Source organism: Methanobrevibacter sp. (assembly GCF_045636185.1).
Lineage (GTDB): Archaea > Methanobacteriota > Methanobacteria > Methanobacteriales > Methanobacteriaceae > Methanocatella.
This window is the reverse complement of sequence record NZ_JAZTXC010000187.1, coordinates 1-25,173: the sequence shown is the minus strand read 5'-3', so window position 1 is coordinate 25,173 and position 25,173 is coordinate 1. Positions and strand designations below refer to the sequence as shown.

The 25,173-nt window shown below is 32.4% G+C and carries 23 protein-coding genes and 1 pseudogene; 3 read left to right on the top strand and 21 right to left on the bottom strand.

Annotated elements, in window-relative coordinates:
• Window positions 1–371: 371 nt before the first annotated feature.
• On the top strand, window positions 372–773 hold the full coding sequence (locus ACKI3Q_RS10375) for a hypothetical protein (RefSeq protein WP_407416513.1): 402 nt from the start codon (window positions 372–374) through the stop codon (window positions 771–773).
• Window positions 774–856: 83 nt separating this feature from the next.
• On the opposite strand, the gene ACKI3Q_RS10370 is transcribed toward ACKI3Q_RS10375, so the two are convergent.
• From ACKI3Q_RS10370 to ACKI3Q_RS10355, 4 genes are all read right to left on the bottom strand, one after another.
• Window positions 857–3,364, bottom strand: a complete 2,508-nt coding sequence (locus ACKI3Q_RS10370; RefSeq protein ID WP_407416512.1) for a hypothetical protein — start codon at window positions 3,362–3,364, stop codon at window positions 857–859.
• Between the two features lie 274 nt (window positions 3,365–3,638).
• On the bottom strand, window positions 3,639–5,090 hold the full coding sequence (locus ACKI3Q_RS10365) for a sodium-dependent transporter (RefSeq protein ID WP_407416511.1): 1,452 nt from the start codon (window positions 5,088–5,090) through the stop codon (window positions 3,639–3,641).
• Window positions 5,091–5,177: 87 nt separating this feature from the next.
• Window positions 5,178–5,435, bottom strand: coding sequence for a hypothetical protein (locus ACKI3Q_RS10360; RefSeq protein WP_407416510.1), 258 nt, complete (start codon window positions 5,433–5,435; stop codon window positions 5,178–5,180).
• A gap of 4 nt (window positions 5,436–5,439) precedes the next feature.
• The gene (locus ACKI3Q_RS10355; RefSeq protein WP_407416509.1) at window positions 5,440–5,808 is read right to left on the bottom strand and encodes a hypothetical protein; all 369 of its coding nucleotides are present in this window, start codon (window positions 5,806–5,808) and stop codon (window positions 5,440–5,442) included.
• 417 nt (window positions 5,809–6,225) lie between these two features.
• Here ACKI3Q_RS10355 and ACKI3Q_RS10350 point away from each other — a divergent pair, with 417 nt between their 5' ends.
• Window positions 6,226–6,672, top strand: coding sequence for a hypothetical protein (locus ACKI3Q_RS10350; protein WP_407416508.1), 447 nt, complete (start codon window positions 6,226–6,228; stop codon window positions 6,670–6,672).
• Between the two features lies 1 nt (window position 6,673).
• Entirely contained in the window at window positions 6,674–7,363 is a 690-nt protein-coding gene (locus tag ACKI3Q_RS10345) for a nitroreductase family protein (RefSeq protein WP_407416507.1), read from the top strand.
• A gap of 555 nt (window positions 7,364–7,918) precedes the next feature.
• On the opposite strand, the gene ACKI3Q_RS10340 is transcribed toward ACKI3Q_RS10345, so the two are convergent.
• The 17 genes and pseudogenes from ACKI3Q_RS10340 to ACKI3Q_RS10260 all read right to left on the bottom strand — a co-directional run.
• The gene (locus ACKI3Q_RS10340) at window positions 7,919–9,004 is read right to left on the bottom strand and encodes a CapA family protein (protein ID WP_407416506.1); all 1,086 of its coding nucleotides are present in this window, start codon (window positions 9,002–9,004) and stop codon (window positions 7,919–7,921) included.
• A 1-nt stretch (window position 9,005) separates the two neighbouring features.
• On the bottom strand, window positions 9,006–10,478 hold the full coding sequence (gene ftsY, locus ACKI3Q_RS10335; protein ID WP_407416505.1) for a signal recognition particle-docking protein FtsY: 1,473 nt from the start codon (window positions 10,476–10,478) through the stop codon (window positions 9,006–9,008).
• A 237-nt stretch (window positions 10,479–10,715) separates the two neighbouring features.
• Window positions 10,716–13,472, bottom strand: coding sequence for a hypothetical protein (locus ACKI3Q_RS10330; protein ID WP_407416504.1), 2,757 nt, complete (start codon window positions 13,470–13,472; stop codon window positions 10,716–10,718).
• Between the two features lie 95 nt (window positions 13,473–13,567).
• A complete protein-coding gene (locus tag ACKI3Q_RS10325) occupies window positions 13,568–15,862 on the bottom strand; it encodes an Ig-like domain repeat protein (protein WP_407416503.1) in 2,295 nt (764 codons plus the stop codon).
• A 194-nt stretch (window positions 15,863–16,056) separates the two neighbouring features.
• Window positions 16,057–16,488 (bottom strand): prefoldin subunit alpha, encoded by a 432-nt coding sequence (gene pfdA, locus ACKI3Q_RS10320; RefSeq protein WP_407416502.1) that lies wholly within the window; start codon window positions 16,486–16,488, stop codon window positions 16,057–16,059.
• 22 nt (window positions 16,489–16,510) lie between these two features.
• A complete protein-coding gene (gene rpl18a / locus ACKI3Q_RS10315) occupies window positions 16,511–16,735 on the bottom strand; it encodes a 50S ribosomal protein L18Ae (protein ID WP_407416501.1) in 225 nt (74 codons plus the stop codon).
• Between the two features lie 20 nt (window positions 16,736–16,755).
• A complete protein-coding gene (locus ACKI3Q_RS10310) occupies window positions 16,756–17,427 on the bottom strand; it encodes a translation initiation factor IF-6 (RefSeq protein WP_407416500.1) in 672 nt (223 codons plus the stop codon).
• A gap of 42 nt (window positions 17,428–17,469) precedes the next feature.
• Window positions 17,470–17,715, bottom strand: coding sequence for a 50S ribosomal protein L31e (locus tag ACKI3Q_RS10305; protein WP_295595621.1), 246 nt, complete (start codon window positions 17,713–17,715; stop codon window positions 17,470–17,472).
• 12 nt (window positions 17,716–17,727) lie between these two features.
• Window positions 17,728–17,883, bottom strand: coding sequence for a 50S ribosomal protein L39e (locus tag ACKI3Q_RS10300; protein ID WP_004032463.1), 156 nt, complete (start codon window positions 17,881–17,883; stop codon window positions 17,728–17,730).
• A 28-nt stretch (window positions 17,884–17,911) separates the two neighbouring features.
• A complete protein-coding gene (locus tag ACKI3Q_RS10295) occupies window positions 17,912–18,496 on the bottom strand; it encodes a hypothetical protein (RefSeq protein ID WP_407416514.1) in 585 nt (194 codons plus the stop codon).
• 5 nt (window positions 18,497–18,501) lie between these two features.
• Window positions 18,502–18,867, bottom strand: coding sequence for a DNA-binding protein (locus ACKI3Q_RS10290; RefSeq protein WP_407416499.1), 366 nt, complete (start codon window positions 18,865–18,867; stop codon window positions 18,502–18,504).
• Window positions 18,868–19,209: 342 nt separating this feature from the next.
• Window positions 19,210–19,644 (bottom strand): annotated as a pseudogene (locus tag ACKI3Q_RS10285) (30S ribosomal protein S19e); the annotation flags it as partial.
• A gap of 98 nt (window positions 19,645–19,742) precedes the next feature.
• The gene (locus ACKI3Q_RS10280) at window positions 19,743–20,000 is read right to left on the bottom strand and encodes a YhbY family RNA-binding protein (RefSeq protein WP_407416498.1); all 258 of its coding nucleotides are present in this window, start codon (window positions 19,998–20,000) and stop codon (window positions 19,743–19,745) included.
• A complete protein-coding gene (locus ACKI3Q_RS10275) occupies window positions 19,969–20,334 on the bottom strand; it encodes a ribonuclease P protein component 4 (RefSeq protein WP_407416497.1) in 366 nt (121 codons plus the stop codon). The genes ACKI3Q_RS10280 and ACKI3Q_RS10275 overlap by 32 nt, the downstream gene beginning before the upstream one ends.
• Window positions 20,335–20,649: 315 nt before the next feature.
• The gene (locus tag ACKI3Q_RS10270) at window positions 20,650–21,192 is read right to left on the bottom strand and encodes an adenylate kinase family protein (protein WP_407416496.1); all 543 of its coding nucleotides are present in this window, start codon (window positions 21,190–21,192) and stop codon (window positions 20,650–20,652) included.
• 6 nt (window positions 21,193–21,198) lie between these two features.
• Window positions 21,199–22,293: an OBG GTPase family GTP-binding protein gene (locus tag ACKI3Q_RS10265; protein ID WP_407416495.1), complete on the bottom strand. Its 1,095-nt coding sequence runs from the start codon at window positions 22,291–22,293 to the stop codon at window positions 21,199–21,201.
• A 53-nt stretch (window positions 22,294–22,346) separates the two neighbouring features.
• On the bottom strand, window positions 22,347–25,173 hold a 2,827-nt coding region (locus tag ACKI3Q_RS10260), incomplete at its 5' end, for an STT3 domain-containing protein (RefSeq protein ID WP_407416494.1).

The window sequence follows — 25,173 nt, the reverse complement described above, 5'->3', positions numbered from 1 at the left end:
GTAACCATACAAGCCTAAAACACAATTTAACCATCACCCTACCTTTTTTAATTTTGGCAAGAACATGAAAAATTGTTCTCTCCCACAAATATTGTTTTAATCAATACCTATTTAATCATGTTATATAGATTGCGAACTATTAATTTAAAAAACAATGAAAAAAAATAGGAAAATAATATTTGATACTATTTCAACTGCAAAAATTCAAATTTGCCGAATACAGAATTAACGAATGAAACTTATTTACTTTTCCCATAATTTCCCTATACAATGAGAACGTAGGGGAAATTATAAGTAATATTAAAGAAAAAATTAACAATCAAGAAAGCTTCGATGATAAAGAGCTAATAGAATTTGCGTTAACACCAATAATGCATCGAAGCCGAGAAAAGATTGTTAATCAATTCAAGCAAAATGTAGAGTTAATGAATCAAATAAATTATGATAATAATCGAATTAGAGATTCTACATACGGAATTGCAATACTGTTATCAAATATGTATTTTGCGGCAGATGATCCCATGAGAAAAGAAATACAAGGAGATTATATGATGAAAGTGGACTGCATCAGTGAAGCTATCCAAGATAGTTACGATGAAGGAGAAATAAAAGGAGAAATAAAAATGGTTGTGAACTTATTCAATAGCGGAAAATTAACTGCTGAAGACACAGCCAGCGAACTATTATCCCTAAATTGCAAACCGAAAATGATTTCTAATGTCACCGGCTTATCTGAAAATGAAATCAACAAAATCAAGAATAACATTCCCTGATTTATAATTTTAACCATCATAAATAGTAAAAAAAAATAAGATTTAATAAGTAATTTTAAAAAAAAAGAATAATAAGATGAATATTAATATTCATCTTCTTTTGATTTACGTTTATAACCTACAACCAACAATGCTAGAACAATTAATACTAACACTACTGATAACATTAAATTCTGTGGATTTTTAACAATGTTTTCAAAGTTTTCCAATATTTCGTAGGATTTTGAAACAGAATTTGCACTTGGAGGATTATCAGATCCTACACTTTCAACATTTGATGAAGATGATGATTTTTCAGAACTTGCAGTTGAATCCTCACCAGTATCTGAAGGAGAATTGGCAGTTGTGTTAACTACGATGCTGCTTTGGCCACCAAATGAATTAGTAATAACAGAACCAGAATCCGTATTTGAAGTTACATCATTCTGTTTATTGCCTGGAAAACTCATACCTTGATTATAATCACTTACTCCACCATCATCAATGCGAGTACCGTTGATTTGCTTTGTTTCATCATAATGATATGGATCCACTATTGATTTATCGCCAGGATTGCTATTTGTATTGCTTCCAGATTCTTCAACATAATCATCCCCAGGATTTTCAACTTCTGTTGGATTATCAATTGGTTCGTCACCAGGATTAATAACATCTTGCTGTTCCCTAGGTTTATCACCAGGATCCACATCATCATATACCTTAGACCTGTCACCAGGATTAATAACATCTTGCTGTTCCTTAGGTTTATCACCAGGATTCACATCATCATATGCCTTAGACCTGTCACCAGGATTTACACCACCAGATGGATTATCACTAGGTTCGTCACCAGGATTTATCGCATTATCATTGAAATCATCTGAGATATGATTATTATTGTTTCTGTCATTTACATTACTTGGCACATTAGGCTTACCAGTACTTGGTGAATCTCCATTATAGAAAGGATTATAACCATAGTTTGGATTATTGTTTCCACCAGGAACATTTCCCGCATCAATATTATTGTCTAAATTATTGACATTTTCCGGAGTTGTGTAAGTTGTATCTTCTCCTCCATCCACTTCATTTAATATTTTAGACCAATATTCATATTCACTTAAAACACGGTTATTATAGTGAGTGAGTCTTTCTTGCTCACCAGGCCCCAATTTCAAAGCTGTATATGATACATCAGCAATACCCTTTTTTGAAGAAACTGCAATATTATTGATGACAGTAGATCCGTTAGAAGCATATAGATACACCGCAACATCACCGTCAGTAAATATCAAATTGTCTTTAATGACAAAATTATGGTCTCCTTCAAGTTTCTGCCTGAAACTTATGCCGTAAAGGTTATCGTTTTCACCGACAGGACTTGTTGAATGAACAGCTATTGTATTGTTTACAATATAATCATTATCGTCCTGCACTTCAATACCTGCGACCAATGCCCACTCATGCTCGCCGGCAAGCCCGGTAACGTTGATACGATTATTGAATATTTTAAGTGAAGTTTTGCCATCATAATTTGTAGAGTATATTCCCAAATTAGGCCCATTTGATATGGAATAGATATCATTGTCTGTAATCGTGACATTACTTAGCGGTCCTGTCAATTGAATCGGATATGCAGTTCCTGCTGAAAGAACACCACCCCAAGTCATTACAGAAAAATTATTGCCTTCAATAAGCATGTTTTTAATGTTATAAACATCCAATCCATAAAGATAATTAGGCATACCAATACCTGTCTTGAAATCTTCCATCTTCAATGTATTATTTATGAAACGAATATTTTCTCCGGCTTTAATAATAATAGCATCAAGAGTTGGATAAGAAGTTAAAGTGGCCTTGTTAACCTCAACAAATATATTATTATTAGTCATATTGAGGTTTTTACCATTATAAACAGCAATTCCCGCAACGGCATCACCGATCATTAATCCTGTATTGAAATCAACGGAACGTAATGGAAAAGACGAAATAAGAGTATTATTCTCAAGTAATGTGTTGATTGAATGATACAACCAGATTCCAAAATTATCACTATGTTTATCATTGTTTCCAACAAAGTAGATTAAATTATTAATCAGACGTGTTCCGGAAATTAAGTTAGATGCCTTACCATTAACATGAATCCCATAAGCTTCAGTATTTCTTAAAGCGGTGTAATTTATTACAACATTCTGTACTGTCGTGTTGTCTGCCTGAGTCATGATGGCTGAACCGTCATTGTCCTCCAATGATTTGGTTACTAAGAATGTAATGTTTTCAATAGTAACGTTTTCAGCCTTAACGTCAAAAGCAATGTTTTCTAAAACGACACCCTCATTTGCTGTAAATACAGTATTTGGCGCTTCAATTGTTAAAACACCGTAATCCATGAGATTTTCGGTAAAGATGTAAGTGGAGTTTGCAAACTCATCAGTCATTACATTATCCATATCAAAGTAATCATAGACATTGGCATCTTCAATATAGTTAACTGGAGATGCGGCTAATGTACTATTACCTGTTGAATTAGTATCCTGTGCACAAACAGGCACTAACAATAGTGCAAATAATAATATGAACAATAATTTAATACCTGAATTAATATTTTTCACCCCCCTTTACTTGATAATAACACTAGTACCAATGAAAAAGGTAAAAGATATTTTAATATATATAAAAAATTGTTTATATATTTAATGACTATCAAGCATGTAAAAATTCAATCAAAAAATTTCATTATTCAACATATATAACTCTTAAATGTGAATAATCGTAAAAATACGTCAGATAAAAAGAGGGATGAAATAATCGATACACTAAACCCGCCAAAATCTTTATTATTTGTCTGTGCCCAATTTTCTATCAAAGTTTTCTGATAATTTAGAATTAGTTAGATTGACTGACTCGAGTGAAAACAATACTGACCACCAAAACAGCCACAATAATAACAACATCAACAATCAATTCAAAGAATTTTGCATTACCGAATAGATTAATAATACCCATTATCCAAATGAAGAATAAAAATATCGGCAATATATATTTAATTACCAGTACCCATAATTTGCCAATTTTTACATGCCCGTGTTCATTTAATACTGGAATAAAATAATCCAATCCATAAATCCATGCGAAAATAACACACTGAATAGCAATCAGGAGCAAAATACCGAATTCATTAACGAAAGAATCAATGATTCTCACCAAATAACTACTAATTCCTGTTGTTAACAATAATGAAAACATACCTCCGACAATTGACAAGATTGTTGCGGCCCTTTTACGGGACATGTTGAATTTGACTGCAAATGAATTGAGCATCGGTTCTAAAAATCCTAAAGCAGAAGTTATTCCAGCAAATAATATAGCCAAAAACAATAAAGGCGCTACTATTCTGCCAATAGGTCCCATTATGTTAAATATCATAGGAAAAACAATAAATATCAGTCCCGTACCTTCACTGACTAGCTCAACCATGGGAGTTCCTGCAGTATGCGACATGTATCCCAAAATTGAAAATACCCCAAATGCAGTACATATTTCAAATAAGGAGTTTGATGCGACAACAATTAAAACGTTATCTGTTAAACGTGAGTTTTTAGGCAAATAACTTGCATAAGTAATCGCAATTGCCTGACCCATACTTAATGAAAAGATTATCTGTGCAAAAGCCGCAAGCCAGATGTTAACATCAAGCAATTTTGACCAGTCAGGCGTCAACAGAGTATTGATACCGATTCCAGCACCAGGCAAGGTCAATGCATAAATTATAATAAATCCCATTATAATAAATAATGTAGGAATAAGAACCTTTGAAAATTTACCTATTCCCTTATCAACGTCCCTGCTAGCAATAAACCACAATACAACCCATAATAATCCTACACAAAGAGTTGTTGGGATAAGAAATGTAGTAATTGAATTCAAATTAGAGCTTCCGCCAACAACGTTAGTGAAAAATAAACCTGCATCATTTCCCCAAGCGAAATTAAAACTGGAAAATAGGTATAATAAATCCCAGCCCAGTATCACCATATAATAGATAACCACTATAAAAACAAAAGTGACAAGCATCCATGCAATGAATTCATATTTTGGATTGATTTTTTTCAAAATATTGGAAAACGAGTCCTTAAAAGAAAAACCAACTGCATATTCCAAAAATAAAAATGGAATACCCATGATGGCTATTGCAATTAAGTAAGGGATGAAAAATGACCCTCCGCCATTGGAATAAAGCACATAACTGAATCTCCAAATGTTACCCAATCCTACGGCAGCACCGATCATTGCAAAAATAAATGATATAGATGAATCCCATTGCATTTCTTTATTCATATATTGCAATATGATTATTAACATTTATATAAGTGACCAAATGTTGTTAGAAGAATAGAAATTATTATCATTATCATAGTAAAAGTATCACTCAAAATTTTTGCGGATTGTATTAAAAAAGTCTTTTGCTTCGCCAGACAAATTAATTTCATTAATATTTTTATTACATTTTAATTTTTTAGAAAAATAAGCCTGCGCAAAAAATCTACTTATGAATGTCACATCTGAAAAATCTATAGTAATATCATCCATTGGACACTGTTTAATTACATCAAATAGTTCATAAGCTGCAAAATTGGATTCTAATGAATGGTTAATTAAATCTTTAATGATAATTGTTTTCAAAATATCATCTACTATATTTATATGGATTCTTCCCAAATTGAAAAATAGAGTCATGAAAATTTTGAATTTCACGTTTGTTCAACCTTAATGAGATTAAAGTTCCATTAAATTTATTACTATTATCTAAAATTGAATATTTATATTTTTCCTTATTAATAATATCTAAACATCCATTATTTGAAATAATCAAAATCTGACCACCATTTCTTTCAACAACAAGTTTTAAAGTTGACCATAATCCATTACCTCTCTCATAACCATCATCAGATATTGTGGAATTATTACTGATTGCCATTTCAATAGCATGACAGTCATCTTCAAAAAATTTTCCAGACATGCGAAATCGGCCAGGAATAGATAAGCCATCATCCATGATACAAATATCTAAAACATTATTCGAATATTCTTAGCATATGCATATCACTGAGTAGCAAATTTTTTATCAAAAGGCACGTATAGTATTACCTCATTAGATTAAAAAAATAAACTCATATGAATAATAATAAAAATGTAAAAATCAATACTTTTATCTATAAAGCAAGAATGCTCTAACTTCTATATGTTAGGGATGAATTACACAAAAGAGGATTTGTTTTAAAATGCTCTCTGATTAACTTTAAATATCCGCAATACCAAAATAATAAATGGCAATAACAAAAGTTTAATTAAAACTTTTTTTCAACGATAACCAAGTTTTAAAAAAGAAAAACCATTAACTATTGTAAAAAAAAATTGCCAGAACCGTTGGGACGACGGTGCAGTAAAAATCTTCCAGAAAAACTATAATTTTTTGGTTTGCGAATCCCCTTCTTCTACAAGATGGGGAGGTTCAAAAAATCCGGAATATAAGGTAATAGTGATGAAAGTTTTTGACAAATTCATTCTTGGAGATACTGAGAGTATTGATTGGTGTTTTGAAAACACTCATTTTAACCGGAGATTATCAGATAATGGCATTAAAAGAGAATTTATTGTTGATACAGTAATGTATGAAGAGCCATTGAGATATGAAAAAAGTGGAAATGAAGAATATGAAGTAATCTATGAAGCGCCCCCAAATAAAGATTATAAGGAACTTAAAATAGTATTTGCTTGTCATGGGAATGCAATCGACCTAGTTACAATAATGCCCAATTTTCAAACTGCAACCAATCGTCAAAAAAAGAAATATCAGTCAGACAAACGAAAGGACATTGAAAAAAAGCGCTTGAAAGCTATTGCAAAAAGGAAATGGTAAAATGGATTTAGCATCTCAGATTTACAAAAGAAAATCTGCAAGAAAATATTTGGATGATGAAATAGATATGAGTGCAATTAGGGAATTTTTAGATAATGTAAAAGTCCTGACACCTGAAATCAGCTATTCATATAAGATTTTAACTAAAGATGAAGTTTCTCTAAAGACAAGATGGAGCGCTCCATATTATCTGGCATTATACTCCCAGAAAAAAGAAAATTACGGCGTTAATTTAGGATTCATATTTCAACAGGCCAGTTTGTTTATGCAAAGCCTTGATATCGGCAGCTGCTGGGTTGGAATGGCCTCAGTTAAAGAAAAAAATCCCGAATTTGAGATTTTAATAGCTTTTGGAAAATCAGATGATTGTACAAGAGATATTGCAAAATTTAAAAGGAAAAAATTATCAGAAATATCTGATGTTGAAGACGAGAAGCTAAAGCCTGCACAGTTAGCGCCATCAGCCATTAATTCACAGCCATGGTATTTTAAACATACAGATGAAGGATATGATGTCTATAAAGTAAAACATAACATTGTAAAAAGAAAAATACTCGGCAAATGGAATGATATTGATGTCGGAATAGCACTATCCCATTTATATGTTTCAAATAAAGAAACATTCAAATTTGAATTTAAAAATAAGGAAGACATTAAAGGTTATTCATATATTGGAAGTTTAAAAATTTAACAAAATTTAAAAATATTAAAAAAAGAATAATAGATTAAATATCATTTCATCCGATTTAGAACCAAGGTCTTTCAAACATGACATTACTCCTAAAACATAATTTCATGAAGTTTCTAATCAAACTTTTCTAATTATTATTAAAACCGACATATATAAAGTTATTCGAATGTAAACACTCACTTACACCATTAAATACTAAAAGACATTAAATTGAATATTAAATAAAAATAAGTATTAATTATTAAAATACGATGAAAATTTTGTAAAGAAAATGAAAAAATAATGGATAAAAAAATTGTTTCATCCTATTTAATAATATGGTACAGGACTACCGCCACCAAGACCCAAACATAACATGACATTACCCCCATTTAATTTAGTTATATTATAGTAATTTTCAATTATTCTAAATATAATATGAAAAAAGTATTATATAAAGTTTTTTGAATGTAAGCACTTGCTTACATAGTTAGATTTTAAAAAAAAGAAATTTTATTAAATATTTACTAAAAACAACAAATATTAACACTATTTGTAAAAAAATTGGAAAGAGGATTATTTGTCCTCTGTCAAATTAAAAGTCAGTACTCCAGTACCATTTTCTGTAATATTTAATTGATTGCATTGTGGAGTTAATCCCTGCAGGAAAGCCTTTCCATCGTCTGGTGACATCAAATAAGGCAAATATCCATTAATATTAACCGGATAAACAGTTAATTTACCAGTATCATTCACCAAATCTATTTGAATCATATAATCGTTTAAAGTAGACTCCGTTCCCAAATCAAACATGAAGTTACCTAAACTATAGCAGATTGGTTTGCCATGATACATTTCGACGCCTTGAGGAACATGAGGATGGGCTCCAACGACAACATCGGCACCATTATCAATCAATTCATGAGATATCTTTTCCTGGTCAGCATTTGGAGACATTGAATATTCATTTCCATAATGCATTGAAACCAGAACGAAATCAGATCCGTTTCCGCGAGCTTCAGATATTTGTTTTTGTGCAACATCGGAATTATATGCGGAATAACCTGGAGATGACCCGTTTGCATAAGGAAGCATTGTATAATCATATTCTGCAAAATTGTTTGAATCCATATAATTTAATATAGTAATATTTCTTCCGTTAATCACTTGGGTCACAGGCTTGTGGGCATCGGTTTCATTTTCACCGGCACCCAATGTATTAATCCCAGCACTCTTGAGATTATTAATCGTATCGCGCATTCCATCAATGCCATAATCACATACATGGTTGTTTGCCAGTGTTGCAACGGTGTTGTTATTTGCTTTTGCAAGAGGCACATATGTAGGATTACATTTAAGTGGAACATCCCCTTTCACAGCATTTTCAGAGTTTGTTGCTGCATTTTCAAAGTTAAGTATGAACAAATCAACATTAGATGATACATTGGAAACACCTTTAAATGGGGAGGAATCCAAGCTTAAAACACCTTCCATGTTTCGTGCAAACATAACATCACCAGCAACAGCAATTGACACATCTCCTTTTGATTGCATTGATGACAAAATATTACCATTATTATTGGTTAATGTTGCGGATGCTGCGATTATAATAAGAATTACTAAAACACCAAAAAGTGCAATATTGGATTTTTTTAAACACATATTATCCCTCAATAGCTGCCTCATCCTCACTAAATAACTGATTTAACATCCATTCAGCATCATATTCTTTAATATCATCATAACCTTGACCGACACCTAAAAACATGATTGGCTTTTTAATCACATAACCTATTGATAAAGATGCTCCACCTTTACTGTCTGCATCGGCTTTAGTTAATATAACACCATCAATATCAATAGCTTCATTAAATTTAACTGCTTGCTGAGTTGCGTCATTACCGGTAAGCGCATCTCCAACGAAAACAACTAAGTCAGGATTTGAAACCCTTTTGATCTTTTTCATTTCGTCCATAAGATTTGTATTGGTTTGCATTCTTCCGGCAGTATCAATTAAAACCAATTCTTTTCCTTGAGCTTTTGCATGTTCAACTGCATCATATGCAACAGCTGCAGGATCTGATCCTTTTTGGTGCTTTATAATTTTAACTCCCACATTATCTGCATGATGGGTGACCTGTTCTATAGCACCTGCACGGAATGTATCTGAAGCTGCAATTACAGGAGTATAGCCCATTTTTAAGTAGTAATTGGCCAGTTTACCAATAGTTGTTGTTTTACCTGTACCATTAATACCGACAAACATCACCACCAAAGGTTCTCCCTGAGCTTTTTTCTCTTCAATCATTTCAGTCATTGATTTGCCGGGAACATCAATAATTTCTGCTACTGCGTTTCTCAAAGCATCATAAGTGTATTCTGTGATATCACTGCTTCTTTTGATTTTACGACCAACAAGGTCCTCTTTTACAGATTCAACAACAGCACTAGCTACTTCCATTGCTACATCTCCTTCCAAAAGACCCATTTCAAGTTCCCATAAAGTATCCTCTACATGCTTTTCAGAAATTGTTTTTTCACGGACAAAAGAGAATAGTCCTCCTTTTCCTTCAGGAGATTCATCTTTATCTTTGTTTCTAGACCAGAAGTGAGATTTCTTCTCTTTTTCTTCAACTTCCTCTTCCTCTTCGTCCTCATCTTCATCTTCAGACTCTTCCTCATCATCCTTACTTCTAGACCAAAAACGAGACTTCTTCTCCTCAACAGGCTCAACATCAACCTCATCTAATTCATCTTCGTCCTCATCTTCATCTTCAGACTCTTCCTCATCATCCTTACTTCTAGACCAAAAACGAGACTTCTTCTCCTCAACAGGCTCAACTTCAACCTCATCCAATTCTTCTTCAACAGAACCGTCATCAGATTCTTCCTCATCATCATCTTTACTTCTAGACCAGAAGTGAGATTTTTTCTCTTCTTTAGGTTTTTCTTCAGCTGATTCATCAGATTTAGACTCATCGACTTTCTTTTCTTTCTTTTTACGGCCAAATGAGAAAAATGAACGTTTAGTACCTTCTTCCTCCTGAAGGTTGTCTTCTTGTTTTGCTTCTTCGATAATTTCTTCTTCCAACTTATCACTGGTACGTGATAATTTCTTTTTTAATGATTCAAACAAAATTATCCCAACCTTTTAATTTTATTATAAAAAGTGTAATTATAACTTATTTATATTTTTTATACTATTTAAAAGAAATATCAATACAAAAAATATGGTGAAATTAAAATCGATTAAATGAAAAATGGCTTTAATAATTATGTGAAAAAATAGTTAGAATATAAAAATAATAAAAAGAAAAATTAGTTAAATTAATAACTAATTTTAAAATATAAAATTTGCATTGGTCTATCTAGATTACTTAACTTTTAAATTGTTGAAATTAATGAAATTACTTACTCCCCATCTAAACATGACGACACCTCTTGCACCACCATTTAATGATGCTTGGGCATCACCAGCCAGTTCGGAAACCGACAATCTTGTAACATCATCATCTGATCTGTATGATTGAAGTCCTGTCCAGACTTGCGCACCATTTGAATTATCTACAAACCATTGAGTAATACTTTGAATCCAAGCAGTATTCTGTTTATAATTTCCTTTATAGACCATAGGAAGAACAAAGTCCAAATACCTAGTCAATGTAGGATAGTCCTGACCGTCATAATATAACATATTATCAGGTTCAGGCATTAAAGCTGCAGACACCAGACAATTTGGATTGACTGATTTGATTGCAGAAACTGCTGTTTGAACAAAGTAATTGATAGATTCTGCTGCCTTTGGGAATTTATACGCTGTTCCTCCGAATCTTAGATAATCAAAGTGTACACCGGAAACTCCACTGACACTAGCATAGTATCTGGCTTCATTGACCCTTGAATTGATAAGATCATAATTGTATGAACCGTCCTTATTAGAAATACCATGCCAGCTTCCATCATAAGCAACCTGCATCCAGATATGAACCTTTATTCCATAATTGTTCGCTTGCCTAATCCATGAAGCAACACTTCCTTCACCATATGCAGTAAACGCATAGGAATGAAGAAAAATATGCTTTGTTCCTTGGGAAGCCAAACTGGCCAGATTCAAATTGTACATATCAACATATCTGACCCAATATCCATAACCGTATGGAATCTCGGAAGTTATCACAAGTGATGAAGAACCGGAACATGGTGCATAATCCCTATCGCCATCAAATGAATAGGTAACATCATATATTCCTTCATTAAAATTATTGATGTTCAAATGAATAACACCATTTCCGTCAGTAGTCTGACTAAACGTTTGTGAACCAATTTTAACAACAACATTTTTGCCAGGTAAAGGTTTATCTGTACTTAATTCAATATTATAACTAATACCGGAATTTTTATGGAAAGTTGAACCTTTAAGGACATTCAATTTAGTTGGGATTCTTGGAATGACAGTTAATTGAGAACTGTTTCCAACTCCCTCAAAGACATCATCTCCAAGATAATAGTAATAAACATCATAATTGCCAGGATTCAAATTAATAGTTAAATATGCAATACCCTCAACATCAGTTGTTCGGGTATAATTTTTTCCATTAATTTCTATAATTACTTCCTTATTTGGAAGGTTATATATAGCACCAGCTACTAATCTAACTGCAAATTTTTCACCAAGACCTTCTTTGACACTTGAAGTCACTGGAATCAAATTAGTCCAGGTATTTTCAAGGATTACAATCTGACATAATTTTTTAGTGAATTTATATCCTGTTTCATTGAAAAAGATTTTGGCACTATAAACATCCGGCGGAGAAATAAGGTCAAAACAGGCTGCGCCATAATCATCAGTTACGGCAGAATAAAGCATAGACCCCAATTCCAAGTAGACAGTTTGATTTGGGAATATTTTACCGTTTTCATCATATAAATATGTTACATAAGTAGCATTTTCATAAAACACTGCATCATAGCATTCAAGGCGCGCTTTAATTCCATCATAAATCTCTACACTAGATTTAGCAGATGAAGCACCATAAACTGAATTAGCTTCATAATTGAAAGCTAGTGAATAGTTGCCTTGATTCAAGTCCAAATCAAAACTGGCTACACCTTTCTCATCTGTTACCACAGAATATTTGTTTTTACCTATTGTCAAGTCAATCCTTTCTCCAGCAACACCATAATTTAATTTATTAGTTAATGTTGCCTGTATTGTATCATCATCATTTTCCCTAAAAATATAATCCTGAGTAGTCAATTTTGTATTGGAGTTTGGATGAATTACAATAATATTTGAAGTTAATTCACCAGTAACCTTATTACATGCAGTTATAATGTAATTCCCAGCCATTAAATTAATGTTAAGCTTTACATTTCCATTCCTATCACTTTGACGAGTATAAAAAACACCGTTAACATTAAATTCTGCATCCCTATATGATAAAGGATTGCCTTTAAAATCCTTAATAGTTACCCAATATTGATGATTATCCCTATAAATCTTAGCCAAATTACTTCCATTAAGAGTTGGCAGTACAGTAATACGATTTGAACATGAATAATTATTCAAAGGATTATAAGCAGTTAATATGTAATTACCAGAGTTTAAGTTAATATTTAATCTAGCTACACCATTTTGGTTTGTTTGGCGAGTATAAAAGACACCATTAATATTGAATATGACATCCACATTTTCCAAAACATCCCCCGAACCATCTAGAAAAGTAGCATAGTATTGAGAAGAATTGTGATAATATTTAACTAAATCATTACCATATATTGTCGGTAGAACATTAATGTTTACCGTTTTGTTTGCAGGAGCATATTTTTCATTCCCTAAAAATCTGATATTACCCAAATAGCTACCTGAATTTAGATTTAGGGCTATAGAAGCACCACCTTTACTGTCAGTTGTCCTTGTATATTCAACACCATTAATAGTGAATATCAGACTCTGATTAGATAGTGGCGTATCATTTCCATTGTATAAATTCACATTAAGTCGTGTTCCATTCTTATAATACAATGATACATCATTAGCAACGATATTTACATCTTCGAAGTTAACATCATCATTTGCATCATCCAAATTAGCATCAGTAGTATTATCTTCAGCACAAACCACCGTCATACTTAAAAACAATAGCAAAATTAAAGAAAAGAAAAAAATTTTCTTAATAGTATTACCTCCCATAAATCATATAAAAATTTAAAAAAGGAATGTGATTAAACATCCTCCTTAATTGTAAGTTTCCTATCAATAAAATAGTCATTATATGAAGAAATTACAGTATATTCTCCTATCGGCAGACTGACAGACAATTTAGCAATACCTGCATCGTTAGTTGTATTTGTATAAACCACATCATTAACATTGAATTTTATGCTTTGATTTGAATAAGGTACACCCTGCCCGTCAATTAATCTGGCAGTAAAATTGCTGTCGTTGACATTACCTGTTGCATCGTCTGCAAATAATACCGGAAGAACCTCAATGGTATTGGCATGCATTAAACCATTATACATTGCAGTAATGATATAGCTTCCAGGAAGCAAGTTTATATTAAGATTTGCATATCCTGAACTGTTTGTAGTTCTTGTATAGAATACACCATTAATATTGAATGTTACATCAGCATTAGCTAAAGGATTTCCAACATTATCCAGAACCTTAATTGAATAAGGAGTTGCATTCATATAATATTTAGTCAAATCATGTCCGTCAACCAAAACCGTGATTACTTTAACCTTGTTACTGTGTTGATCACCATTAATCGGATTGATTGCAGTTATAATATATTCATCAGGATTTAAATTAATATTCAATTTAGCATTGCCCGAAGCATCGGTAGTTCTTGTATAGAACACACCATTAATATTAAACATTACATTAGTATTAGCTAAAGGCTTACCTGAAACATCTAAAAACTTAGCGTAATATTGAGTATCATTCTTATACATTTTTACAACATCACTGCCGGAAACAGTATCAGAAATTCTAACATTGGCAGTTGTAGAATTCTTACCAAAACGACCATTATAAGTTATGCTTGCATCATAACTGCCGGAGTTTAAATTTAAAGCAAGTGAAGCAATACCCTTATCATCGGTTGTTCTTGTATAACTTTGACCATTAATATTTATAACAACATTTTCACCAACAATAGGCATAGCATTTACATCTTTTAAATAAATATTAAGTTTTTCAGGACCTTTATAATATTTATTTACATCAGCTGCAGAAATTACGGCACCATACTCATTAGCATATAACTTAATACTGTTAACAAAATCATTGTCTAAAGAGTAAACCAAATCATATTGGCCTAATTTAACTGCTTTAAGTACAAGTATGATGTAATTATTAGCATCACAATCATTTAAATCCCAAACTACAATATTAGCCGGATCATATCTATAACTTCCTTTAGATATCATTGCATTCTTAAATTCAAATCCATCGGGAATGGCAAATTGAACTATAGGACTAGTTCTAGGAATATAATTAACCTGATATCTCAAACATATATCCTCCCCAACAAGTGTGGTGCTAACAGGTTCCAATAAATTGAAAACTTCAATGCTATTATCAAAAATATGGGTTCCTATTCCAATTTTGTTTGGAGTTGTAGGAATAGAACCTCTGGAAATATAATATCCAAAGAAATAAACATTATCTGACATATATGCAGTGGATCTGCCTACACCTGCACCATTATCATTTGATGCATAACAGTCAACCCCATAAGCTAAACCATTAGTGGATTTAGTTAATTTCCAATGATAAGTCATAAGATTTCTTCTATTAACACCATAAGAATCAGTATATCCAATATTAATTCCTGCATCAGGAGGACTCAAAGCAGCATTATAATATCCTCTTTGAGACATTGAGTAAACATTAGGGCATACAATGTATTCCCCCGGATTCAATTTTCCAACATGATACTCATTATTGAAAACAACCCCATAAGTTCCATCACTGGATTTAATGACAAAATGACCTAAAGAGTATCCGGACAAAATATTATAAATTCTTGAAAGATATCCATTATTGATTTCATTATTAACAACCATTTCAGAAGCTATACCTTCAATCTGCCTGAATACTGGACCATCAGTTATACCGCCATTACCAATCAGCCAACCGTTTGAGGTTATAAATGCATGTGCAAAATAACCGTAACCATCATCTTTATATTGTTTTACATATTCAATATTTCCCCAATTACCACTTTCAATAATAATATTAGCGGAATCCGTGGAATCACGTCTGACAGATATAACTCCCTCATTATCACTTACATGAAGAACAATAGAACTGCATTCACTTAAATTAATTAATTCCTCAGCAGTCTGATCCATATTCTGATTTAACGGGTCATATGTATATTGATTGATATCTTGATTAAAGGAAGTATCCCCATACCCTCCTATAACCTCCACATTATCCACAGCATGCATTTCATCAAGTGTTTGGTTTACTGAATCGTCAGCAGAAACGAATGAAATGCTACTCAAAAATATTATTAGAATAATCAAAATAAAAATTTTTGAATTATATTTAATTTCAAACACCTCACTATGAATATCTATATTAAGTGATAAAAATAAATTACTAAAATAATAAAATTTGATAATCTTCCAAAAAACAGTTATTGTAGTTTTATTTGAATCAAAATAATTTAAAAAAAAGAAAAAAAAGTTATAAGTGATTAATAACCGGTTACGCCGCCTTGAGCTGCCACTTGAATTTGTTGAACTTGACCTTGAAGACTAGCTACAATATCAGTCACTTGCTGTAAATTAGCTAGCATTTTATCTAAGCTGTCTTCCAAATCCTTTTTCTGTCCAGCAATAATTTTTTTAGCACCTTCAGCATCTTTTTTAATAGCGTATCCTGCACCAATACTTATAATAATTTCATCAGTGTCTTTAAGTTCTCCTTTAATGAAAGAACCAGCACCTACTGGTACAAAAGCTTCAACAGCTTTTTCACCATTTAAATCGTCTAAAGTGTTGGTTAATGCATCAACCTCAGATATGGAAGATTGAATTAATTCAATTTGTTGACGAATTAATTCACCTTGCTGATTGTATGCATTAATTTCATTAATGAGTTCATTTAATTTTTGCTGATCTTCCATAATAACACCTCGTAAAGTGCAATTATAAAATTTCTTTTACAATAGGGTCAACAACATCTTCAGGAGCAATTTCAGTGATTTCAGAAATTTTAATTTGGTTTCTGTTAATACCGTGTTTGCTTCCGAAACGTTCATAAATTTTTTGTTCAATATCAGCTTCACTGGTAGCTTTATATTCTTTTACAAATTTATGAAACTCATCGCCCATTACAAAAGTACCTTTAACTCTGTAAATTTTAGTTATCATATTAATCCCTCAGATAATAATTATAAATCATCTAAAAAGCCTAATGCTTCTTCAACTCTAGCCATTTCAGGTCCAGTACTATTTTTTGCAACAATAGCTCCTTTTGAATTGGCAATGGAGCATGCTCCAACTAAAGAGATTCCTCTTCCAACAGTACCGACATCCCCTTCAACACCAAATACTTTACGAGAAAAGTCAACTTCGCTCTCCACAGCCGTGCTACTAATTAAAAATCCTTTATTGGTTACAGATATCAATGAACCTATAATATCACTTCCAACCATGGATGTAGCTTCAACATTAACATCCAAAGTAGATTCAATCGTATTAATAGCATCCTCAGATAAAAAAGGACTTACAATAGCCCCATTATCGTTAGCTGCAACAATATTTCCAACAGCAGTATAATTACCAGGAATGGCTGCCACTTCAAGGCCCAATTCCTCAAATTGTTCAACTTCTCTATCTAAAATGTGTGGGGAAACAACAATACCTTTTGAATTAGCTACAGATAAAGATCCAATAAGGCTACTTCCAGAAATAGAGGATTTCACAGCAGGAACTTCCAATATTTCCTCAACTAATTTAACTTTCTCGTCAATTAAATTATAAGGAACAATAACATAGTCATCAGTTGCTTGAATGAAAACTCCAATATTCGGATTTCCTACAATATCGATTCTTCTCAACATATTGTCACCTCACATAATAAGTATTTGAAAAAGGTACGATAGCTATTCTGCTAAAGTAGCTTCTACAACACCATCTTCATCTTTAACTGCTTTGACAGTAATTTTAGAAGGTATTTTTTGAATACCTCTTGCCCAAATTACATGATTGATTGACTCATCAAGTTTAACTTCTTCAGCTTTCATGTGTTTGGTTAAGAAATTTTTAACTTCCCTAATAGCTCTAGGAGCACGGATAGTTCTTTTAACGTTTTTTACATTTCTAAGTGGAATTGTGTAAACTCTTTCCATGATAAATCCCCCTTATAATTTAAGGCTGTTTCTTCTCCAATGTCTAGGTTTAGGTCTGTATCTAAGTTTACGATTAGTTTTAGCATAAGCCCAGATTGGAATTCTCCTATTTTGTTTGTTTGCTTTTGCCATTCTTAATTTTTTAGCTAATGGTTTATTTCTACTCATTTTATTCACCTGTTAATAAAGTATATGATTATCGTTTATATCCTATAACTCGAGTTTGATAATGTTCCGGAAATATATCCAGAGAATTTCCTCCTTTTTCATCAATCAAAGTCCTTATTTCCACCTCATAATCAGAGCTGTTATCCTTGTTGCTTTTTTCATGAGATATCTCAAAAAGATTGGATGTTATTAACTTAACAGATTTGTGACCGAAACTATCCAAGTTAATGTATTGAACATTTTTCCTATCTTCAAGACTTCTTATTTGATTGACCGTGAGTTTTGGAGTTCTATCATCCCTTCTTGTACCGTCGGCAATAATATCGTATTTATCAGCAACTTCCTCAATGACAGTTTCATGGATGAATTTTATCCCATCATTAGGAAACCCATCGTTCATAATCATGTCACAAGTTTTATCTAAAATATCTGGATTCAAATCCAATACCTTATGATTAAACCCCAATGATTTTGCTGATTTACTGGCAGGAATATATGAATCATAGACACCAAAGTTTGCAGTGCATAATTCTACATCAAGACCCAATCTATTAAGCATTACAGCCATAAAAGATGAATCCTTACCACCACTATATAATACGGCAGCTTTCATAGACATTATTTCCTTGTAATTTTAATCTCCCTTTTTTGACCAGCAATTTGTCTTAAAAGAACTTTTAACTGTTCATCTGTGACTTTTCCTCTTAAACTACCAGCTTGAGCAGATTGAATCAATTGGATTTCAATTTGGTTAACAAGTTCTGGTTTAGTCAATTTAAGATTAGCTAATCTATTACGAGCTTCAGGGGTCATTATCTGACCTAAAATTTGTTTCTTCTGAGCTTCAAATTGTGCTTGTGCTTCTTGCTGTTGCATCTGTTGTTGAGCAGCCTGTTGCTGTTGTGCTTGTTGTTGAGCAGCAGCTTGCTGTTGTGCTTGTAACTCAGCCATTCTTTTTTGACGAATTTCATCAAGATCGCTCATATCAAACTCTCCATTAATAATTAATAGTATTTTACAAGTTTAGAATATAACTTAATGTTTTCTCCTTAAAGAGGTGATGAATGAGTCTATAGCATTTCCTAAATCTTCTTTTTCTAATGAAGAGAAGGATTCAAATACATCATTAGAATGTTTTTCTTTAATTTCATCACTTAACTCTTTAATTGCTTTTGATAAATGCTCATGTCCTGCATCTATTTTTGAAACTACATCAAGGTATTTTTCTTTATCAGCATCATCTAATTCAGCATTATTTTCTATAGATGAAGATAATTTACTAATAAAATTAGAATGCAAACTATTTCCGGATCCAGATTGATTATCGAATTTTGCAAGTTCAGGAATATCTTTAATGATTTCACCAGCGGTTTTATCTAAAAATGATCTTCCTTGTGGAGAAACAACTCTTCCTCCTTCAACTTTTTCAACAAAACCTGCATCCTCTAATTGGTGAAGAGCATTTCTAATAATAGCTCCACTACCTTTTCTAAATACTTCAGGAGTTACACCACGGTCTTTTTTACCACCGTAGAAAGTTCTTAAACTCATTACTCCAACAGGTCCATCCATGTACACTCTTCTAATGATAGATGCACATCTTACATACCACCAATCAGCATTTTCTGGTTTTCTTTCTTTGTGAACACCAGTTTTAACAAAATTGGACCATGCAGGGGAATTGATTTTATCATTTTCTTTAAATTCTTCTGCGACTTTTTCAATTAATAAATCTGCAGGTACATCAAATACAGTAGTCATATTAATTCTCCAATATTTTATTAAATAATTGTCCTCTTAATCCACTGTAAATTTAAGACCTAAAAAATAGGGCCTGTAACTCTAAATTTAAGTAATTCTTAAGGCTTCTTTTTGTAAATTACAGCAACATGTCCTCTAACATCGATTAATTTACATCGAGTTTTTTCGACAATTTCTGCAATATAAGTATCTTTATCTTTAGCGATATTTTTTGCAAATTTAAGTTTGACAATTTCATTGGCTTTCAATTGGCGTTTGATTTCTTCAATGACATTATCATTGACACCACTTTTACCAATATTGATTGTCATCGCGGAAAGAGCTCTATTCATCATTTCTTTTTTGGATTGACTCATATTTAGCTCTCCTTTTATTTTTCTTTTCCTTACTATAAGGAATTCTCATAACATGGCCACATTCTCCACAAAAAATGTTAACTTTCTCGTCAACGAGCCGGACGGATGAATTATGACCATAGTAAAGGAACTTGCCACATTTTCTACAATACCTTCTAGACCATTTTTCAGGAATTTTAGTATTGTATTTGGTGGATAATTTTCTAGCTAACTCAACATACCTATGGGATCGTTCAGGATGGGTGATGAATTCCATCTCAGCACGCTCAAAAAGAATGTTCATTCTTTCAATAGCTATTTTAATCATCCATTTAGGTCGTCTTCCTCTACTCAAAAATATCCTCCTTAATTGTCGGATATAATATTCAAAAATTGAATTAAAATGATTTGCGCAAATTAAAACAAAAACCATAGTTAATGATAACCTTAGGTTAACATGAATATTAAAAATAAATATGATTTTCACCATTAATAAATGTTATGCATATGTCAACAATTTCAATCAAATAACCATAAATCAAAAGAAAAATAACTCCCATTAAATGGCAAATAGCTAAAATATTTTTAATGAAAAGTCAGTGAAGTAATAGTGAAAATCAGTACGAAATTAATTAAATGAAATTGTCAAATGAAAAAAGTAAAATGAAATCTATTGATGTGTGAGCAACCATTCCATGAAGTCGATTTCACCAAAAGTTAATTCTCTTTTGCCTCCAATTACATCCAAAAGTATTGAAACAACATCATCAACACTTAAATCACTGACATCCAACTCATAGACATTATTTTCATAAATATCTAAACTTTCAGCCGAACAAACACCTAATGCTTCAGCTTCCAAGTTTTCATAGATTTTAGCATCGGAATAATTTCTTGAAGCCAATCTTTTTTCCAGAATTTCCGGCCTGCATCTCAAGACAATTACTTTATCGGCACCAGAACACAGATGGCTTAAATGACCTTCAACAATTAGATTATCAGATGAAGAAATAATATTGGAAAGATTTTCATCTAAGGCATCAATATCAATAATTTTATAGTCCTTATCTTCATCGATACCTAAAACAAAATTGTTGGAGATAGCTAAATCATTAATTTTAACTAAATCCCAATTTAATTTTTGCGTTAAGTTTTCAGCGATTGTGGTTTTTCCAGTACATGGAGTACCACTAATAAAAATAATATTAGACATAATAATCTATTTTTTTAAGATAATCCTTAAAATGTCCTCGTCTTCAAGAACATGATCAGGACCAACCTTTTGACCAGGGAATTTTACGGAAGTTCCCCACACTTTTGCATGACGGAAGTTCTTAACGAATTCTCTGTGTAATTTTCCGCATGCATCTATTACGGTGGAACCTTTCTTAATGACCAACGGGTCTTCCATGTCAGCTTTTTTCCCTTGCGGTTTTAAATAAACCCTAACCAAATCCAAATTATCAAAAATCAAATCTTTTAATTCATCGATATTAGTTTTTTTATCAGCAGAAATTGGAATAAACTCAGGAATATATTTTTTAAGTTCCTCTATATAATTTTCATCAACCAAATCGACTTTGTTTAATAAAACCAACATTGGAACATAAGATTTATTCCCATCCAATACATCAATGAACTGATCCACTGTTACATCATCCCTGAATAGAACATCTGCATTGTGCATTCCATACTCATTGATAATGGATCTTATTGTTTTTTCATCCAAATGAGTTAAAGGACATGTTGATGAGACTTTAACACCACCAAGTTTTTTTCTATTAACCGTAACATCTGGCGGGCGTTCATTTGGTCTTATACCTATATTTCTAAGTTCATTTAAAATAACATCCAAATGTTGCGGATTCAAAGTGTCCAGAACAATTAAAATCAAATCTGCGGTTCTGGCAACAGACAATATCTCTTTGCCTCTTCCTTTACCACTGCTTGCTCCAGTAATGATTCCAGGAATATCAGAAACTTGTATTTTAGCATTTTTATGCTCCATGACTCCAGGAACAATGTCCAAAGTTGTGAATTGATAGGCTCCAACTTTACTTTCAGCATTAGTTATCTCATTCAATAATGTAGATTTACCAACAGACGGAAATCCAACAAGTACGACAGTTGCATCTCCAGTTTTTTTCATATGAAATCCCTGACCTTTATGGCCAGAACTACTACGCTGGAGAGATTCCTCTTTTAATCTTGAAAGTTTAGCTTTTAATTTACCAATATGGTGTGAAGTAGCTTTGTTATATGGGGTCCTTTGAATTTCTTCTTCAATTTCTTTTATTTTGTCTTCAAGAGCCATTTAATCACTATAATATAAAATATAAAAAAAGAGATTAGGAGTTGAATCCCAATCTATTTATTTGTTGTGTTTGTTAGGTTTGTTGTGTTTGCTAGATTGTTGGTAGCGGCAGGAGCACCTCCACCAGCAACAGTGTTATTAAAGTTTATTTTCCATACAGATACACCATTTTCCATGTGGACCATCTCATATACATTTTGGTTTGCACCACCCAACAAGAATAATTGAGTAAACATGGAATTTGCCAGTTTATTATCAATCAGTATTGGAGTATATGTCATGTTCTCACTATTCATGGATAATGTTACATTGTTGATTGTTACATTTTTATTGCCCGAATTGCTCTCACCCATTATGAATAATGTGTAATTTGCATTCTTAACATCCCCAACACTTTCATTTTTAACTAAATATCCATTTTCAATGACCATAATATTGGAAACATTCAATGGATTGTATGGAGTACCATTGAGGAAAATTTGACTGTTGTTATATGTGGATATAGCTTCAGTGTATCCAGTAGTTGAATTGTTACCTTCTCCTCTTTGAACAACAAGATTGACCTGCAGACCTGAAGAGTTGATTACAGATAATTTACCTTCTGATTGAGGTCCTAGGCTCAATTGTTCCTTAGGCACATAGTAATTATAGTTTTTAGCAGTTTGGTTTGTAAAGTTCCAATCACCAAAGTAACTCCACCAACCGGCTTTTTGAAGCATATCTGAACTTGCAATAAACATTACAGGACGTGGATTTGTAGGGTGAGTACCGTTAACAACTTGAGTTGCTTGGTCATTAGTTAAATGATATTTTTCAACTAATGTTTTAGTAGCATTATCAGGACTCATTGGTAAAATTTCTTTAAGAATATCTGTGGTTTTACCATAATCACCAGTGAAATTGTATAAATCTTGTTGAGGTTTTGTACCTGATGAATCCAGCATTCTGAAAACACCTGCAGAATATTGTAAATCGCTCGTCGTCATCGCCTGACCCAGCCAGTATGCACGGTCTCCTGTCTGAGAACCTCCATCGAATGTTACTTGTCTATCAGCAGCAATCTCAAAGAGGTAACCGAAGTCCCACCAGGATGTGATTACAGTATCATTTTCAGAGTGCTCATTAATCCAGGCCATTGAATTCCACATAGGATCACTTGTACCTGGAACTACCTGATTTGCTGTGAGATAAGCACCACAAACAGTAGGCGTTACCAACGCAAGAACTACAAGTGCAATAGCTATGTACTTCTTAACAGGAATATTTTTACTGTCTGCATCTTTGTTCTGTTTTAATACATAAATTGAAGCTAAACCAATAGCCAATAATATAATTAATGTAACTATACCATACATGAAATTAATTTGAGTTATAGGTATAGCAACAAGTGCAGCACAACCAACTACAATCACTGTTAACCAATTATCATTATCCAATTTATTTTTAAGGTAATCGGAAACATATCCTATGAATATACCAGTCATTAATGCGAATGGTAAAACGATTGTAGTAATGAATCTTGAACCTCTGGTTACAGCTAAAATAGTAAGCAAAGTCCATACTACAAATAAACAAGCATATAGAATAGTTATACGTTTAGTTTCTATAAGTTCTTCTTGAGATTTACCGAAAATATTTAATTCGCCAAGTGATAACTTGAATTTGTTACCATCATCAATTTTTTTGGAAGCTGAAACCCTTTTATCTTTGCTTGGTTTTAAATTAGAATTTTTAGAAGTATTAATTTTTCTAAGTTTGTATACTCTTGAAACTAAAACATATAATACAATTAAACCAGCAAACAATACGAACATTCCACCAATACCATTTATAACACCATTAGTGTTAGCTAAGAATGGTGAGGCCATACCTGCACCAAGTGTATTTGGCATTTGCATCTCTGCTACAGAAATAAGTACGTTAGGGAAACCACCTGCTGCGCCCCTAGTGGCAGATTGCAATGAAAGCAAACTGAATAAGTTGTTGAAAATACCCAGTGTAGCATCGAGACCTCTGAAAATAGTAATACCAACAGCACCAATAACTAACAACAATATAATTGATAAAAATTCTTTTTGATGGATAAACCACATCAGCTTACTGGAGTATTGGTTTTGGTTATCTTCACCAATATTAAATATATAACATGCAATTAAGTATACAAAAGCAAATACACCCATTAAACCTACGTAAAAGATATAACCCGTCCATGATATAGAAAAGAGTCCTATAAAAATAATGGACAAGACGGCGTAAATTATTTTTAAAGCCATATTATCTGTCCGTATACACTCAACAAAGAAAAGTATGAAGAAGAGTGATAATATGTAATAGAACATATCTGTATCGAAAAATCCTGGGAATGTGTGTGCAAAGTAGTTCGGAGCTAAAGCTATAAGCAGTGCGGCAGCAATCGCACCATAATCATTAGTCAATCTTCTAGCAAAAATAAATGCTGGAATGACAGCCAATGATGAAATAATTGCACCCGTCCAAAATGCAACTTCTCTAATGCCGTAATCTCCAAGATACTTATTTGCCATATCATGAAGGAACGACGTTAAATATACAATACCCAGCTCATAATTAATTACATTACCATCAGGAGCATATCTATGCATATCCATCTGCGTACCATTATCGTATTTTATATCTCCTACATAACCATGATCTACATAGTTCTCAGTCAGCCTTAAGTTATAATATGAATCCATTTCACTAAAATAAGGAAGACCATAAGAATCAACATACTGTCCTTTTATTTCATTAGGAAGTATATTAAGATCAGCTGCAGGAGCTCTTAATGCAAAGACAACAGCTAAAAGAATCGCTATAATGATTATAGATTTAACTATTGTCATCGTTGTTTCTCTATTCATT

What these genes read in the sequence shown, in the direction of transcription:
- ACKI3Q_RS10375 (WP_407416513.1), top strand. Translation starts at nt 372, where the DNA reads ATGCATCGAAGCCGAGAAAAGATTGTTAATCAATTCAAGCAAAATGTA.
- ACKI3Q_RS10365 (WP_407416511.1), bottom strand. Translation starts at nt 5,090, where the DNA reads ATGAATAAAGAAATGCAATGGGATTCATCTATATCATTTATTTTTGCA.
- ACKI3Q_RS10355 (WP_407416509.1), bottom strand. Translation starts at nt 5,808, where the DNA reads ATGGATGATGGCTTATCTATTCCTGGCCGATTTCGCATGTCTGGAAAA.
- ACKI3Q_RS10345 (WP_407416507.1), top strand. Translation starts at nt 6,674, where the DNA reads ATGGATTTAGCATCTCAGATTTACAAAAGAAAATCTGCAAGAAAATAT.
- ACKI3Q_RS10340 (WP_407416506.1), bottom strand. Translation starts at nt 9,004, where the DNA reads ATGTGTTTAAAAAAATCCAATATTGCACTTTTTGGTGTTTTAGTAATT.
- ACKI3Q_RS10330 (WP_407416504.1), bottom strand. Translation starts at nt 13,472, where the DNA reads ATGACGGTGGTTTGTGCTGAAGATAATACTACTGATGCTAATTTGGAT.
- pfdA (WP_407416502.1), bottom strand. Translation starts at nt 16,488, where the DNA reads ATGGAAGATCAGCAAAAATTAAATGAACTCATTAATGAAATTAATGCA.
- rpl18a (WP_407416501.1), bottom strand. Translation starts at nt 16,735, where the DNA reads ATGATAACTAAAATTTACAGAGTTAAAGGTACTTTTGTAATGGGCGAT.
- ACKI3Q_RS10310 (WP_407416500.1), bottom strand. Translation starts at nt 17,427, where the DNA reads ATGTTGAGAAGAATCGATATTGTAGGAAATCCGAATATTGGAGTTTTC.
- ACKI3Q_RS10305 (WP_295595621.1), bottom strand. Translation starts at nt 17,715, where the DNA reads ATGGAAAGAGTTTACACAATTCCACTTAGAAATGTAAAAAACGTTAAA.
- ACKI3Q_RS10300 (WP_004032463.1), bottom strand. Translation starts at nt 17,883, where the DNA reads ATGAGTAGAAATAAACCATTAGCTAAAAAATTAAGAATGGCAAAAGCA.
- ACKI3Q_RS10295 (WP_407416514.1), bottom strand. Translation starts at nt 18,496, where the DNA reads ATGAAAGCTGCCGTATTATATAGTGGTGGTAAGGATTCATCTTTTATG.
- ACKI3Q_RS10290 (WP_407416499.1), bottom strand. Translation starts at nt 18,867, where the DNA reads ATGAGCGATCTTGATGAAATTCGTCAAAAAAGAATGGCTGAGTTACAA.
- ACKI3Q_RS10280 (WP_407416498.1), bottom strand. Translation starts at nt 20,000, where the DNA reads ATGAGTCAATCCAAAAAAGAAATGATGAATAGAGCTCTTTCCGCGATG.
- ACKI3Q_RS10270 (WP_407416496.1), bottom strand. Translation starts at nt 21,192, where the DNA reads ATGTCTAATATTATTTTTATTAGTGGTACTCCATGTACTGGAAAAACC.
- ACKI3Q_RS10265 (WP_407416495.1), bottom strand. Translation starts at nt 22,293, where the DNA reads ATGGCTCTTGAAGACAAAATAAAAGAAATTGAAGAAGAAATTCAAAGG.